The following is a 12479-nucleotide window of genomic DNA, read 5'->3' as shown; positions in this document are numbered from 1 at the left end:
TTCCGGTGTCGCGGAACGTAGCCGGGCGGTCGTGAACATTCAATACTGATGAACCGTCAGTTCTGCGGCGGCCGGGCCCGCGCCGTCGCCGATCCACCAGATCTCGGCGGCGTCGAAGCAGTCGGAGGCGCGCGGCCCCCCGTCCTCCTCGTGACAGTGGAACGCGGCCCAGAACAGATCGGCCGGCAGCGCCTCCCGGGGTGCGTACACCCGGTACACGTACTGCCGCTCGTCGAGCGCGAGCAGAGCCACCATCCAGAACACGACCGAAAGACGAAGGGCAACGGGCCTTCGGTTGCAACAGGGGCGCAATGCAAGGCGGCGCGCGCCCCCGGACGTGAACACGGGCAATCTCCTCCGTAAGGAGGAGGAACCGTGCGGCTGTGCCCAACTCCGGTGGGATGCGGACATGCTTCTCCCCGCTGATGCCCCGGGCGCCCGGGCCTGATGAGGTGGAAGTGTGCACCGTCCCGTTCCGATTTCCCAGTCGCTCCCTCAATCACTTCCTCGGCAGCTTCCCCAGTCGCCACTCCGGCAGTCCGTCGCGCTGCGCGCCGAGCTCACCTCCTTCCTGACGCCGTCGCTCGCGACGGTCCTGGCGGGCGCGCGCCGCAGAGCCCTTCGGGACGGGGACCGCCAGATCGACACCGCGCACCTCCTGCACTCGCTCGTCGAATCCGACCCGGAGGTCTGCGGCGCCTTCGAGGGCGGCCATCAGCTCGCCCGCGTCCTCGGCTACCTCGCCCAGCGGTCGATCGGCTACGGCCTGCGCTGGCAGCGGTCGGTCGAGGAGGTAGGTGCCGGGCGGCTCCTGCCCGCCGTGCGCGAGGACGAGCCGCGGGGCGCCCGGGCCTCCGGTTGGTCGCCGGCCGCGACGGCCGCGCTGGAGGGCGCCTTCCGCCGGGCCGCAGAGCGTGGCGAGGAACGCGTGCGAGGGCTCGACCTGCTCGCCGCCGTCGTCGTCGACGCGGAGAGCAGGGCCGTCGAGGTGCTGCGGCGGGCCGGGGTCGATCCGGACGCGCTGGCCTCCCGTGTCGACGCCCTGAAGGAGGGGCCGTCTCAACAGGTGTAACGGGGGTTACGCACCTGACGGCGCCCTGTCATGATGGCCCGATGCACGCGTCTCAGGGGAGAAGCGCCGGCCTGGGACTTGCCCTGGCCTCGGCCTTCGCATTCGGTGGTTCAGGAGTGGCGGCCAAGCCGCTCATCGAGGCGGGACTCGACCCGCTCCATGTGGTGTGGCTCCGTGTCGCCGGCGCCGCGCTCGTCATGCTTCCGGTCGCCTGGCGCCACCGGGACCTCCTGCGCCGCAAACCCGCCCTCCTCGTGGGCTTCGGCCTGCTCGCCGTCGCCGGCGTCCAGACCTTCTACTTCGCCTCGATCTCCCGCATCCCCGTCGGTGTCGCGCTGCTCATCGAGTACCTGGCCCCGGCCCTCGTCCTCGGCTGGGTCCGCTTCGTCCAGCGGCGGCCCGTCACCCGCGCCGCCGCCCTCGGGGTCGTCCTCGCCGTCGTCGGCCTCGCCTGCGTCGTCCAGATCTGGTCCGGGCTGACCTTCGACCTCGTCGGTCTGCTCCTGGCGCTCGCCGCGGCCTGCTGCCAGGTCGGCTACTTCGTCCTCTCCGACCAGGGCTCCGACGAGGCCGAGCAGGCCGATCCGCTCGGTGTCATCGCGTACGGACTGCTCATCGGCGCGCTCGTCCTCACCGTCGTGGCCCGGCCGTGGAACATGGACCGGTCGATCCTCGGCGGCAGCGTCGACATGGACGGCAGTGGTGTGCCCGCGTGGCTGCTGCTCGGCTGGATCGTGCTGATCGCCACCGTCCTCGCGTACGTCACCGGCGTCGTCTCGGTGCGCCGGCTCTCCCCGCAGGTCGCGGGGGTCGTGGCCTGCCTGGAGGCCGTCGTCGCGACCGTCCTGGCCTGGGTGCTGCTCGGCGAGCACCTGGACGCCCCGCAGATCCTCGGCGGAGCGCTGGTCCTGGTCGGGGCCTTCATCGCCCAGTCCTCGACGCCGAAGGCTCCGCCGGCCGGGCCCGTGGCCGGTTCCGTGGCCGGTTCCGTGGCCGGTTCCGGGAGTGCGGGACGAGCCGGAGAGGCCGGGGCCGTCGAGGGTGCCGCCGAGGCGGGTTCCGGCGGGCGGAATACGGAGTTGTCGGCCGGGCGGACCGCCCCTTAGGGTGCCGATCATGCACTCGACCGTACTTCCGCCGCCCGCCGCCTAGCGCGCGCGGCGACATCTCCTGACGAAGACCGGGCTCGGGCGGGCGACTCCTCGCCCCCGAGCGGTTCGTCGCTGTCCGCGCGCGGAGCCGAGCGACCACCTTTCCCTCTCTTCCTCCTCGGAGAAGTCACGTGTCGAACTCCTCGGGATCCGCCCTGTCCGTCGGGCGGAGCCTCCTCTATCTGGTCGTCGCCGGGATCGCCTGGGGCACGGCCGGTGCCGCAGCCTCGCTGATCTTCCGCGTCAGCGACATGGGCCCGCTGGCCCTCTCCTTCTGGCGCTGCGTCGGCGGCCTCGTCCTGCTGCTCGGCGCGCTGGCGCTGCGGCCCCGGCGCGCCGTCGCCCGTACCGCCGGGGAATCGCGCGGCCGGCGGACGGCCCGGATCCTCGGCACGGGGGTCGGTCTCACCGTCTTCCAGAGCGCATACTTCGGGGCCGTCGAGGCCACCGGTCTCGCCGTCGGCACCGTCGTCACCCTGGGTGCGGGCCCCGTCCTCATCGCCGTCGGCGCCCGGCTCACCATGGGGGAGCGCCTCGGCCGGGGCGGTGTTCTCGCCGTCACCGGGGCGCTCGCCGGGCTCGGCGTCCTCGTCCTGGGCGGCGGGGCCGCCGAGGTGCGGCCCCTGGGAGTCGTCCTCGCGGTCGTCTCGGCGGCCGGGTACGCGGCGATCACCCTGCTCACCCGGTGGCTCGGCCGTGACGGCGGCGGTACGGACGCCCTGGCGACCACCACCTGGGCCTTCGCGATCGGCGCGATCGGCCTGCTGCCGTTGGCGGCCGCCGAGGGACTCGTACCGCACACCGACTCGCCGGTGCGGGTCGTCCTCCTGCTCGTGTACGTCGCGGCCGTGCCGACCGCCCTCGCGTACGCGCTCTACTTCGCCGGGGCCGCGGTCGTCCGGGCCGCGACCGTCTCCGTGATCATGCTCCTGGAGCCGGTGAGCGCGGCCCTGATCGCCGTCTCGCTGCTGGGAGAGCGGCTCACCGCCGCGATCGTCCTCGGCACCCTGCTGCTGCTCGCCGCCGTGATGGGGCTCGCCCTCGCGGAGGCCAGGACGGCGACGGCGCGCAGGCGGGAGGCCGTGGCGGTGTAGGCGGCGGCCACGGCCCCCGCGGCGGTGCGGGCGCTGCCGCCGCCGGGTCAGCCGGAGGCGCCCCGCCGCAGCTGGTGGGAGCGGGCGGCCAGGTCGCCGGGGCCCGCCCGCTCCGCGAGCCGGGCCGCGATGCGGTCCTGGACCTCCTGCGGCTTGTTGCCCGCGTACTTGAACTTCGCCCGTACGTCGGTCACTTCCAGGTCGAGCACCCGGATGCCCGAGAGGAGCCGGCCGAACGGGGCCTCGCCGGGGACCGCGGGGGCCGTGCCGCCCTCCGGCTGGAAGTGGGCGACCTGGCGGTTGAGGAGCCCGGCCTTCTCCGCCGGGTCGTCGACCACGCGCGCCGTGCACCGCAGCTGCACGGCCGCGTAGTACGACGTGGGTGTCCCGTGCTCGGACGGGGTGCCCTCGGGCGCCGTCCACGGGCCGGGGGCGAAGACGTAGTCGTCGACCACGCTCAGCAGCACCGTCGGGTTCGCCTCCAGGGCCCGCCACAGCGGGTTGGGGCGGGCCAGGTGGGCCAGGGCACGGCCGTACGTGCCGGGCTCGGCCTTGTACCGGAAGTGCATCGGCTGCACCCACGGCGGTTCGCCGGGCAGGCCGTTGACGGCGAGCTGGCCGAAGTCGTGGCGCGAGAGCCACTCGCGCCACTCGCCCTCGTCGTGGGCGGCGTCCCAGGGGTGGATCAGCATCGTCGGTCCTCCCTGTGCTCAGAGGGTGGCGAGGTAGTCGGGCAGGGCGATCGCCGGGTCGAGGTCGTCGGCCGGGACCGGTGTGTCGTACACCTGGCGCACGGGCACCACGCCGGACCAGTGAGGAAGGCCGAGGTCCTCGTCGTCGTCGTTGGGGCCGCCGGTGCGGAGCTTCGCCGAGACCTCGTCCAGGTCGAGCCGGATCACGGCGGTGGCGGCGAGCTCCTTGGCGTTCGCGGGGCGCGAGTCGGCGGAGCGGCCGGGGACGACGTGGTCGACGAGGGCGTCGAGGGCCGTGCGCAGCTCCTCGGGGTCGGTGACCTGGTGGGCGGTGCCGTGGACGACGACCGAGCGGTAGTTGAGGGAGTGGTGGAAGGCGGAGCGCGCGAGCACGAGGCCGTCGACGTGGGTCACGGTCAGGCAGACGGGCAGACCGGGGGCCCGCACGCCGTCGCCCGCCGCGCGCAGCGGCCGCGAGCCGGTGGAGCCGTGGACGTAGAGCCGGTCGCCGACCCGGCCGAAGAGCGTGGGGAGCACGACCGGCGCGCCGTCGCGCACGAAGCCGAGGTGGCAGACGTAGGCGGCGTCGAGTATCGAGTGGACCAGGGCCTTGTCGTAGGAGGCGCGGTCGCGGGAGCGGGTCGGCACGGTCCGGTCGGTCGGCGTGTAGGCGTCGGTCGACGTGGAGGTGGGGGCGTCGGTCGGCTCTACGTGGGTGTTGGCGACGGTGAGGGTGTTGGCCGGCGCGAGGGTGTTGGACGGCGCTGGGGTGTCGGCGGCGGCGGTCATTGCGAACTCCATTGCACTAGTGCATAATCATGTTTGTGCTAGGAGAGTATCGGATCGAAGGTCGTCGCGCATCGGAGATCGCCGCCAGCGTCGAGCGCGGAGTCGGCGCGGGCGCCCTGGAGCCCGGCCAACCGCTGCCGCCCATGCGGGAACTGGCGCTCGTGCTCGGCGTGAACGCGAACACGGTCGCCGCCGCCTACCGGACCCTGCGCGAGCGCGGGGTCATCGAGACGGACGGGCGGCGCGGCAGCCGGGTGCGGCCGCGGCCCGCCACGACCGCGCGCGGCTCGATCCGGGTGGACGCCCCCGCCGGTGTCCGGGACGTGAGCAACGGAAGCCCCGATCCGGCGCTGCTGCCACCGCTCGGCGAGGCCTTCGCCGAGGTCGCGCGACGGTACGCCGAGCGGCCCGGAATGTACGGAGAGGCCCCCGTCGACGAGGAGTTCGGGCGGCTCGCGCGGGCCGCCTTCGACGCGGACGGCGTCCCCGCCGGGCCGATCGGCGTCACCTCGGGCTCCCTCGACGCCGTCGAGCGGGTGCTCGCCGCGCACCTCAGGCCGGGGGACGCCGTCGCCGTGGAGGACCCGGGCTGGGGCAGCCTGCTCGACCTGGTGCCGTCGCTCGGCCTGCGCCCCGTACCGGTCCTCGTCGACGACGAGGGGCCGCTGCCGGAGGAGGTCGAGCGGGCGATCCGGCGGGACGGGGCGCGGGCGGTGATCATCACCGACCGGGCGCAGAACCCGACCGGGGCCTGCGTGACCGAGGAGCGGGCGCGGGAGCTGCGGCGGGTGCTCGCCGCCCACCCCGACGTCCTGCTCGTCGAGGACGACCACGGGCACGGCATCGTCGCGCAGCCCCTCCACCCGCTCGCCGGGGACACCGGCCGCTGGGTGCTGGTCCGTTCGGTCGCCAAGGCGTACGGGCCGGACCTGCGGATCGCCGCCTTCACCGGGGACGCGGAGACCGTCGACCGGGTCCTCGGGCGGCAGCGGCTCGGCCCCGGCTGGGTCAGCAGGCTGCTCCAGCGGACCGTGGCCCACCTCTGGGCCACGGAGGCGGTGGACCCGGCCGTCGTCGCGCGCTCCTACGGGAAGCGTCGGGACGGGCTGGTACGGGCGCTCGCCCGGCGCGGGGTCGAGGCGCACGGGCGCAGTGGCATGAACGTCTGGGTGCCGGTCGCGGACGAGACGGGCGCGGTGGCACGGCTCATGGCCGACGGGTGGGCGGTGGCGCCGGGCGCGCGGTTCCGGATGAACACCGGGCCGGCCGTCCGGCTCACCGTCTCCGGCCTGGCCGTCGGGGACGTCGGGGACGTCGAGGACGTCGAGGACATCGAGGCTCTGGCCGATGCCGTCGCCCAGGCGGCGGGGCCTGCACCCGCGCGGAGTTGGGGGTAGGGGTCGGCTCCGCGCTGAGGTGCGGGTGGGGTCGGCTCCGCGCTGAGGTGCAGGTGGGGGTTGTTGTCGCGTTCAGGTGCGATGGGGAGCCGGCTCCGCGCTCACGTGCGGGGGAAGTCGGCCTCGTGCTCAGGTGCGGGGGAAGTCGGCCTCGTGCTCAGGTGCGGGTCGCCGGTTGCCGTGCGGAGGGGGAGTCGGTCGCGGGGAGCGGCTCCGGGGTCTTCGCCGGGGGTGTCGTACGGCGCGAGGTGCGGGTCTGTGTGAGTGCCGCTCCCGCGAGGACGATCACCGCGCCGACCGGGGTGTTCCAGGTGAGCCCCTCGTCCAGGAGCGCCACACCCGCCGCCGTGGCGATGACCGGGATGAAGTACGTGACCATGGCGGCCGTCGTCGGGCCGACCTCAGCCACGACGCCGTACTGGAGCAGCATCGCGTACCCGGTGCCGAGCGCGCCGAGTGCGATGACCGCGAGCAGCGGCACGAGCTCCACCGACTTCGGCATCGACGTGAACATCGGTGTGACCACGGCGAGTTGGATCGTCGCCAGCCCCACCTGCGAACCGGCGAGCGAGAGGTGCGATACGCCCGTGTCGCTCAGTGTCCTGCGGACGTAGATCCAGCCCACCGCGTAGCTGAAGGAGGCCAGCAGGGCCAGTGCGGTGCCGGTCACGTCGAGGCCGGAGAAGCCCTGCCAGGCGCCGAGCACCGTCAGCACCCCCATGAAACCGATGCCCAGGCCGGCGGCGCGGACCCGGGTCGGGCGGTCCTCGGAGAGCGCGACCAGCGAGAGCAGCATGCCCCACAGGGGGGTCGTCGCGTTGCAGATGCCCGCCAGGGTCGAGGGGATCGTCAGCTCCGCGTACGCGAAGAGCGAGAACGGCAGCGCGTTGAGCAGGAAGGCCGCGACCGTCAGATGGCCCCAGACCCGGGCGCCGCGCGGCAACCGGTCGCGCTTCACGACGAGGGCGGCGGCGAGCACCGCCGTACCGAACAGGAGCCGCCCGAACGTCACCTGGAAGGGGGCGAAGCCCTCCGTGCCGACCTTGATGAAGAGGAAGCTGAACCCCCAGATGAGGGCCAGCGCGCCGAAGCGGACACGCCAGTCGAGCAGCCGGGCGCCACGGGAGGGGCGCGGGGTGCCTGCGGGGGAGGCGGGGTGGGTGTGTGAGGCGGAGGGGGCGGGTGACGGGGAGGGCGGGGCTGCGGGGCTCATGCACTCAGGGTGACGGTGCCGATCTCTTAGAACAAGCGAGATTTATTCGACCCCTTCCATTAGCATCACTTACATGTTGAATCTGGAGCGCCTGCGTACCCTCGACGCCGTCGCGCGGCACGGATCGGTCAGCGGTGCGGCCGACGGGCTGCACGTCACCACGTCGGCCGTCTCCCAGCAGCTGTCGAAGCTGGAGCGCGAGGTGGGGCAGCAGCTGCTCGCCAAGAACGGCCGGGGCGTCCGTCTCACCGACGCCGGCCTGCTGCTCGCCGAGCACGCCGCCCAGATCCTCTCCCAGGTCCAGCTGGCCCAGGCCGACATCGAGGCCCAGCGCGGCCAGGTCGTGGGCGAGGTGCGGCTCGCGGCCTTCCCGACGGCGGCCCGCGGGCTCTTCCCCGCCGCCCTCGCCTCCCTGCGGGCCGGCCACCCCGACCTCCGGGTCCGCACCACGGAGCTGGAGCCCGAGCCGGGGGTGCGCGCGGTCATGCGCGGCGACGCGGACCTGGCGATCGTCCTGGAGTGGAGCAACAAGCGGGCGCCCGTGCCCGGCGGGCTGGAGCGGGTCCACCTCCTGGACGACTCGGCGGACGTGGCGCTGCCCGCGGGGCACCGGCTGGCCGGGCGCGGGGCGGTGGGCCTGGAGGAGTTCGCCGACGAGGAGTGGGTGTCCTGGCCGGAGGGCGAGTTCTGTCACGACTGGCTGATGTTCACGCTGCGCTCGCAGGGCATCGAGCCCCGCATCGGACACTTCGCGGGGGAGCACCACACGCAGTTGGCGCTCGTCGCGGCCGGGCTCGGCATCTGTGTGACGCCCCGCCTCGGCCGCCCCCTGCCGGACGGTGTCGTCTTCGTGCCCGTACGGCAGCAGATGCGGCGCCACATCTACGCCACCTGGCGCGCCGACGCGGGCCGCCGTCCCTCCGTGCGGGCGGTCGTCGGCGCGCTCCGGGCGGCGGCCGAGCCGCTGGGGAGCTGACGGGCGTCCCGTCCGGCGCCTCTCCTCGGGGTGGTTCGTCGGTCGTGCCCGGCCGGGAGGGTACCCACCGTGATCGAACGGGGCAGCGCCTAGATCTTGCGGAAGTCCCAGGACGCGACGGCGTCCGGGGTCAGCCTGGCCCAGGCGTGCCGGCCGTCGTGCGGCATCGCGTCCAGGCCGAAGTTCTTCGCGGCGAAGAGCTGCTCGGGCGCGTCGAGCTCGGGGCACGGCTCGCCGGTGCGCGGTGCCTCGCCGACGAACTCGACCGTCCCCGACAGCTCCACGCCCCGCAGCTCGCCGTACTCCTCGCCGTCGTCCACCACGACGGCGATGCGGGGGTCGGCGCGCAACTCCGCCCAACGGCGGCTGCGGGTCAGCGAGTACAACCACAGGGAGCTGCCGTCCCAGACGAACCAGAGCGCACTCACGTGCGGACGGCCGTCGGCCGACACGGTCGCCACCCGGCAGGTGCGCTGTTCGGCGAGGAAGGAGTCGAGCTCCGCCGGGGTCATCATGATCCGGCGTCCACGGCGCTGTGCGACGGTCATCGTCCGCACCCTTCTGGATTTCTGATGAGACGTCAGAAAGCATGGAGGGCCATTCGCTTGCAGGCAAGGGGAGACCATGGGTGAGAGTGCGAGAGATCGGCTCGGGGAGTGGATCCGTCCGGACGGCGGAGTCGTGCTGCTCACCGTCGAATGCCAGCAGGGGGTCGTCGGGCCGGAGAGCGCCCTGCCCGAACTCGCGGCCGTGGCCCGGGCGTCGGGTGCCCTGCGGAACGTGGCGCGGCTGGTGGCCGCCGCGCACGAGGCCGACGTCCAGGTGATCCACGCGGTCGCCGAGCGGCGCCCCGACGGGCGCGGTGCCAACAGCAACGCCCGGCTCTTCCGGGCCGCCGCCCGGTTGCCGGTGCAGCAGCACAGTGGCAGTACGGCGGTGCGGATCGCCGAACCCATCGAGGTCGCGGACGAGGATCTCGTCGTGCGGCGCCTGCACGGGCTCTCACCGCTCGCGGGCACGGACGTCGACGCGCTGCTCCGCAACCTCGGCTGCCGGACGCTGATCGTGACCGGCGTCTCCGCCAACGTGGCCGTGCCCAACGCCGTCTTCGACGCCGTGAACCTCGGCTACACGGTCGTCGTGCCCGGGGACGCCATCGCGGGGGTGCCGGCCGACTACACCCCCGCGATGATCCGTCACACCCTCGCGCTCGTCGCCACGATCACGACGACCGACGAGGTGCTGGGCTGCTGGAAGGCCCCCAGGCGCCCGAGGAGCTCCGGCGGTGCCGGGGGGTCCGGGAGTGCCAGGGGGTCCGCAGGTCCCGGAGGGGCCAGGGATGCCAGAGGGGCCGGGGGTGCCGGGAGGCCCGCCGGTCCCAGGGGTGCCGGAGGTCCCGTCACCCGAAGCTGATCTCGTCTCCCACCACCTGGATCGGTGTCGGCGGCAGGGGAGCCGTGGCGGGCCCGGACTTCACGCTGCCGTCCGACACGTCGAAGTGGCTCTGGTGGCACGGGCAGACGATGACGCCGTCCTTGACGCCGCTGACGGCACAGCCCGCGTGGGTGCACTTGGACGAGAAGGCCTTGAACTCGCCGGCCTTCGGCTGGGTGATCACCAGGCCCTGGGCGGCGATCACCTTCCCGCCGCCCACCGGGATGTCCCCGGTCCGCGCGAGGGTGGCGCCCTGCTGCTCGCCGCCTTCCTGCTCGCCGCCCTTGGCCTCCGTACCGCCGCCACCGCAGGCCGTGAGTGCCGCTGCCAGACCCGCGGCGCCCGCCGCCGAGACCACCGTCCTGCGTGCCACTCCGCTCATGTACTGCCCCTCTTTCCTTCGCGCACAGGTGTGTTGGCACCTGACGGTACGGGTGTGACCTGTGCCCCGTTCACAGGTTCACCTCTTCGGGAGCCTTACAGTTCTGGTTAGAGTGTCGGAACTTGGACACCCTGCGATGAAAGTGTCAACCTCCGGTGATCCCGGAGCGCGGCGCGGTCGGAACGGAGGCGACGCGCATGCTGACGAGGTCGGTCAGCGCCCACCACGTGCGGGCCGCGCTGCTGGGCGCCGAGCGGCGGGGAGTCGCGCCCGCGCCGCTGCTCGCCCGGGCCGGCCTGCCATCCGAACTCCTCGAGGGCGCGCAGGCCAGGGTGCCGGCGGAGCGGTTCGGGCGGCTCGTCAGGATGCTGTGGGCCACCCTCGACGACGAGCTGATCGGCTTCGGCGGCGCGCCCAGCAAGGTCGGGACCTTCGCGATGATGGGCCACGCGGTGGTCCACGGCAGCCGTGACCTGCGCGAGGCGCTGCGGCGCAGTCAGGCCTTCTACGCCCTCTTCCCGGCGGGGCCGAGCTTCCGGCTCGTCGAGCCGGCTCCCGTACCGAAGGGCACGGGCGAGTCCGGGGAGAGCAGGGAGAGCAGGGAGCGCGGGGAGCGCGAAGGGAGCCGCGAGCGCGGCGAGTCCGGGGAGAGCGGGGGATTCGGGGGGCGCGGGGGATTCGAGGGGCGCGGGGAGTTCGGGGAGGTCGGGGTGTGCGGGCTCGACGAGGCCCGGATGGAGTTCGACGTGGCCGGATACGACGACCCCGTCCACTTCGGCGCGGAGTCCACCGTGCTCGTCGCCCACCGCTTCGCGGGCTGGCTCATCCGCCGCCGGATCGGGCTGCGGCGCGTCGAGTTCGCCTACCCCGAGCCCCGGCACGCCCAGGAGTACGCCCTGCTCTTCGGCGCGCCCTGTGTCTTCGGTGCCCGGCGGACGGCGGCCGTCTTCGACCGGGCGGACCTCGACGAGCCGGTCCTGCGGGACGCGGCGGCGCTCAAGGTCTTTCTCCGGCGCGCCCCCGTCGACGTCCTGGTCTGCGCCGACTACGGCAGTACGGTGACGGGCCGCGTGCGGCACCTGATCGGGAAGGCCCTGCCCGTGGAGCCGGTGCCGACGCCCGAGCAGCTCGCCGACCGGCTGTCCGTCAGCCCGCAGACCCTCCGCCGCCAGCTGGCCGCCGAGGGCACCACGTACCAGCGGCTCCGCGACCAGGTCCGCAGGGACCACGCCATCGCCGAGCTCGCCGGCGGCCGGGTCTCCATCGAGCGGCTCTCGCGGCAGCTCGGCTTCTCCGAACCCAGCGCCTTCCACCGGGCGTTCCGGCGCTGGACCGGCGAGACGCCCCGCGCGTACCAGGCCCGCGGCGGGTGAGAGTGCGGCTCCTGGCGCTCAGCAGCCGTGGCGCTCGACGGGTCGTGTCGGGTCCGGATCGTCCACCCGCCGTGTTCCCGCCCGCCGGTGTGGTGCAGGGTGGACGCCATGTTTGTCGACCATCAAGAGTGCGACGTGGTCGTGACGGGCGTGGCTCCGGTGGGGATCGCCGTCCGCGCGGACGGGCACGAAGGCTTCATCAACCTGACCAAGCACCCCTCCTGGTGGTCGGACGCCCCCCGCGCCGCGGTCGGCGACCGGATGCGCGCGGTGGTACTGGACGCGACCAGGACTCCGCCGCGGCTCAGCGCCCTGCCGAGCGACATCCGGACGGCCCGCAGCCTGCGCCACACCGCACCGCTGGTACGCCTCTGCCCGCCGTCCGGCGACGGCCGGACCGTGCGGTGGGCGGCCGTGGAGGATACGTTGGGCACCGCCCTCCCGGCCGACTACAAGCGGCTTGTCGGGACGTACGGCGGCGGGGTCTTCGCGGGCGCGATCTGGTTGCTGGAGCCGGGCTGCCCGGACGCGATGTACGACCTGGTCGCCCAGACCGCCGAACGCGAGGAGATCCTCGCCGGACTCTGGGAGATCGGCGAGGAGAAGCCGCCGGAACTCCAGGACGGCGAGGTCCGGCTGGTGCCCTGGGGATACGCGGAAGGCTCGGGACACGTCCTGTACTGGCTGGTCCGGCCCGGTGTCGAACCGGAGGAGTGGACCGTCATCCTCAACGAGGGGCGCGGCCCCCTCTGGGAGGCCCATCCGGTGTCGTGCAGCCGGTTCCTCCTCGACGTGGTGGCCGGGACGACCACGTCGTACTACTTCACCGACCTCGACGACATGGTCGACCCGGAGGACAGGCACCGATTCCTGCCCAACTCGCGGCTCCTCGGAGAGTAGGGGCGT

The 12479-nt window shown here is 73.7% G+C and carries 14 protein-coding genes; 8 read left to right on the top strand and 6 right to left on the bottom strand.

The features are described from left to right. Positions 1-39: 39 nt before the first annotated feature. Positions 40-264, bottom strand: coding sequence for a hypothetical protein (locus OG361_RS06395; protein ID WP_405852338.1), 225 nt, complete (start codon positions 262-264; stop codon positions 40-42). A 196-nt stretch (positions 265-460) separates the two neighbouring features. Here OG361_RS06395 and OG361_RS06390 point away from each other — a divergent pair, with 196 nt between their 5' ends. From OG361_RS06390 to OG361_RS06380, 3 genes are all read left to right on the top strand, one after another. Continuing rightward, positions 461-1072 carry a Clp protease N-terminal domain-containing protein gene (locus OG361_RS06390; protein ID WP_405852337.1) on the top strand — a complete coding sequence of 204 codons (612 nt, stop codon included), beginning with the start codon at positions 461-463 and terminating at the stop codon, positions 1070-1072. Positions 1073-1113: 41 nt separating this feature from the next. Continuing rightward, entirely contained in the window at positions 1114-2178 is a 1065-nt protein-coding gene (locus tag OG361_RS06385; protein WP_405852336.1) for an EamA family transporter, read from the top strand. A 176-nt stretch (positions 2179-2354) separates the two neighbouring features. After that, positions 2355-3317: a DMT family transporter gene (locus OG361_RS06380; protein ID WP_405852335.1), complete on the top strand. Its 963-nt coding sequence runs from the start codon at positions 2355-2357 to the stop codon at positions 3315-3317. A 47-nt stretch (positions 3318-3364) separates the two neighbouring features. Here the strand turns inward: OG361_RS06380 and OG361_RS06375 are convergent, their stop codons facing one another. Together OG361_RS06375 and OG361_RS06370 are read right to left on the bottom strand one after the other, a co-directional pair. Beyond that, on the bottom strand, positions 3365-4009 hold the full coding sequence (locus tag OG361_RS06375) for an FMN-binding negative transcriptional regulator (RefSeq protein ID WP_405852334.1): 645 nt from the start codon (positions 4007-4009) through the stop codon (positions 3365-3367). Positions 4010-4027: 18 nt separating this feature from the next. After that, positions 4028-4810, bottom strand: coding sequence for a pyridoxamine 5'-phosphate oxidase family protein (locus OG361_RS06370; protein ID WP_405852333.1), 783 nt, complete (start codon positions 4808-4810; stop codon positions 4028-4030). A 23-nt stretch (positions 4811-4833) separates the two neighbouring features. Between OG361_RS06370 and OG361_RS06365 the strand changes: the two genes are divergently transcribed. Beyond that, the gene (locus OG361_RS06365; RefSeq protein ID WP_405852332.1) at positions 4834-6195 is read left to right on the top strand and encodes an aminotransferase class I/II-fold pyridoxal phosphate-dependent enzyme; all 1362 of its coding nucleotides are present in this window, start codon (positions 4834-4836) and stop codon (positions 6193-6195) included. A 157-nt stretch (positions 6196-6352) separates the two neighbouring features. Here OG361_RS06365 and OG361_RS06360 read toward each other — a convergent pair whose 3' ends face one another. Then, positions 6353-7408 (bottom strand): DMT family transporter, encoded by a 1056-nt coding sequence (locus OG361_RS06360; RefSeq protein ID WP_405852331.1) that lies wholly within the window; start codon positions 7406-7408, stop codon positions 6353-6355. Positions 7409-7481: 73 nt separating this feature from the next. On the opposite strand from OG361_RS06360, the gene OG361_RS06355 reads away from it, so the two are divergent. After that, entirely contained in the window at positions 7482-8384 is a 903-nt protein-coding gene (locus OG361_RS06355; protein WP_405852330.1) for a LysR substrate-binding domain-containing protein, read from the top strand. An 89-nt stretch (positions 8385-8473) separates the two neighbouring features. Here the strand turns inward: OG361_RS06355 and OG361_RS06350 are convergent, their stop codons facing one another. Beyond that, the gene (locus OG361_RS06350) at positions 8474-8932 is read right to left on the bottom strand and encodes a pyridoxamine 5'-phosphate oxidase family protein (protein WP_405852329.1); all 459 of its coding nucleotides are present in this window, start codon (positions 8930-8932) and stop codon (positions 8474-8476) included. 76 nt (positions 8933-9008) lie between these two features. Here OG361_RS06350 and OG361_RS06345 point away from each other — a divergent pair, with 76 nt between their 5' ends. Beyond that, entirely contained in the window at positions 9009-9797 is a 789-nt protein-coding gene (locus OG361_RS06345; RefSeq protein WP_405852328.1) for a cysteine hydrolase, read from the top strand. Here OG361_RS06345 and OG361_RS06340 read toward each other — a convergent pair. Beyond that, complete coding sequence (locus OG361_RS06340) at positions 9784-10200, bottom strand: Rieske (2Fe-2S) protein (protein WP_405852327.1); 417 nt, start codon at positions 10198-10200, stop codon at positions 9784-9786. The two genes, OG361_RS06345 and OG361_RS06340, sit on opposite strands and share 14 nt — an antisense overlap. Positions 10201-10397: 197 nt before the next feature. On the opposite strand from OG361_RS06340, the gene OG361_RS06335 reads away from it, so the two are divergent. Further along, positions 10398-11573, top strand: coding sequence for an AraC family transcriptional regulator (locus tag OG361_RS06335; protein WP_405852326.1), 1176 nt, complete (start codon positions 10398-10400; stop codon positions 11571-11573). Positions 11574-11681: 108 nt separating this feature from the next. Beyond that, positions 11682-12473, top strand: coding sequence for an SMI1/KNR4 family protein (locus tag OG361_RS06330; RefSeq protein ID WP_405852325.1), 792 nt, complete (start codon positions 11682-11684; stop codon positions 12471-12473). The last annotated feature ends 6 nt before the right edge of the window (positions 12474-12479 follow it).

The sequence above is a fragment of the Streptomyces sp. NBC_00090 genome (assembly GCF_045160815.1).
Taxonomy (GTDB): Bacteria; Actinomycetota; Actinomycetes; order Streptomycetales; family Streptomycetaceae; genus Streptomyces.
Note: the sequence above shows the minus strand (reverse complement) of the source record. Positions and strands in the feature narration are given on the sequence as shown.

Bases quoted from the DNA above. Each gene is read 5' to 3' on its own strand.
- OG361_RS06350 (WP_405852329.1), bottom strand. From the start codon at position 8,932: ATGACCGTCGCACAGCGCCGTGGACGCCGGATCATGATGACCCCGGCG.
- OG361_RS06345 (WP_405852328.1), top strand. From the start codon at position 9,009: ATGGGTGAGAGTGCGAGAGATCGGCTCGGGGAGTGGATCCGTCCGGAC.
- OG361_RS06370 (WP_405852333.1), bottom strand. From the start codon at position 4,810: ATGGAGTTCGCAATGACCGCCGCCGCCGACACCCCAGCGCCGTCCAAC.
- OG361_RS06340 (WP_405852327.1), bottom strand. From the start codon at position 10,200: ATGAGCGGAGTGGCACGCAGGACGGTGGTCTCGGCGGCGGGCGCCGCG.
- OG361_RS06360 (WP_405852331.1), bottom strand. From the start codon at position 7,408: ATGAGCCCCGCAGCCCCGCCCTCCCCGTCACCCGCCCCCTCCGCCTCA.
- OG361_RS06385 (WP_405852336.1), top strand. From the start codon at position 1,114: ATGCACGCGTCTCAGGGGAGAAGCGCCGGCCTGGGACTTGCCCTGGCC.
- OG361_RS06355 (WP_405852330.1), top strand. From the start codon at position 7,482: ATGTTGAATCTGGAGCGCCTGCGTACCCTCGACGCCGTCGCGCGGCAC.
- OG361_RS06335 (WP_405852326.1), top strand. From the start codon at position 10,398: ATGCTGACGAGGTCGGTCAGCGCCCACCACGTGCGGGCCGCGCTGCTG.
- OG361_RS06375 (WP_405852334.1), bottom strand. From the start codon at position 4,009: ATGCTGATCCACCCCTGGGACGCCGCCCACGACGAGGGCGAGTGGCGC.
- OG361_RS06330 (WP_405852325.1), top strand. From the start codon at position 11,682: ATGTTTGTCGACCATCAAGAGTGCGACGTGGTCGTGACGGGCGTGGCT.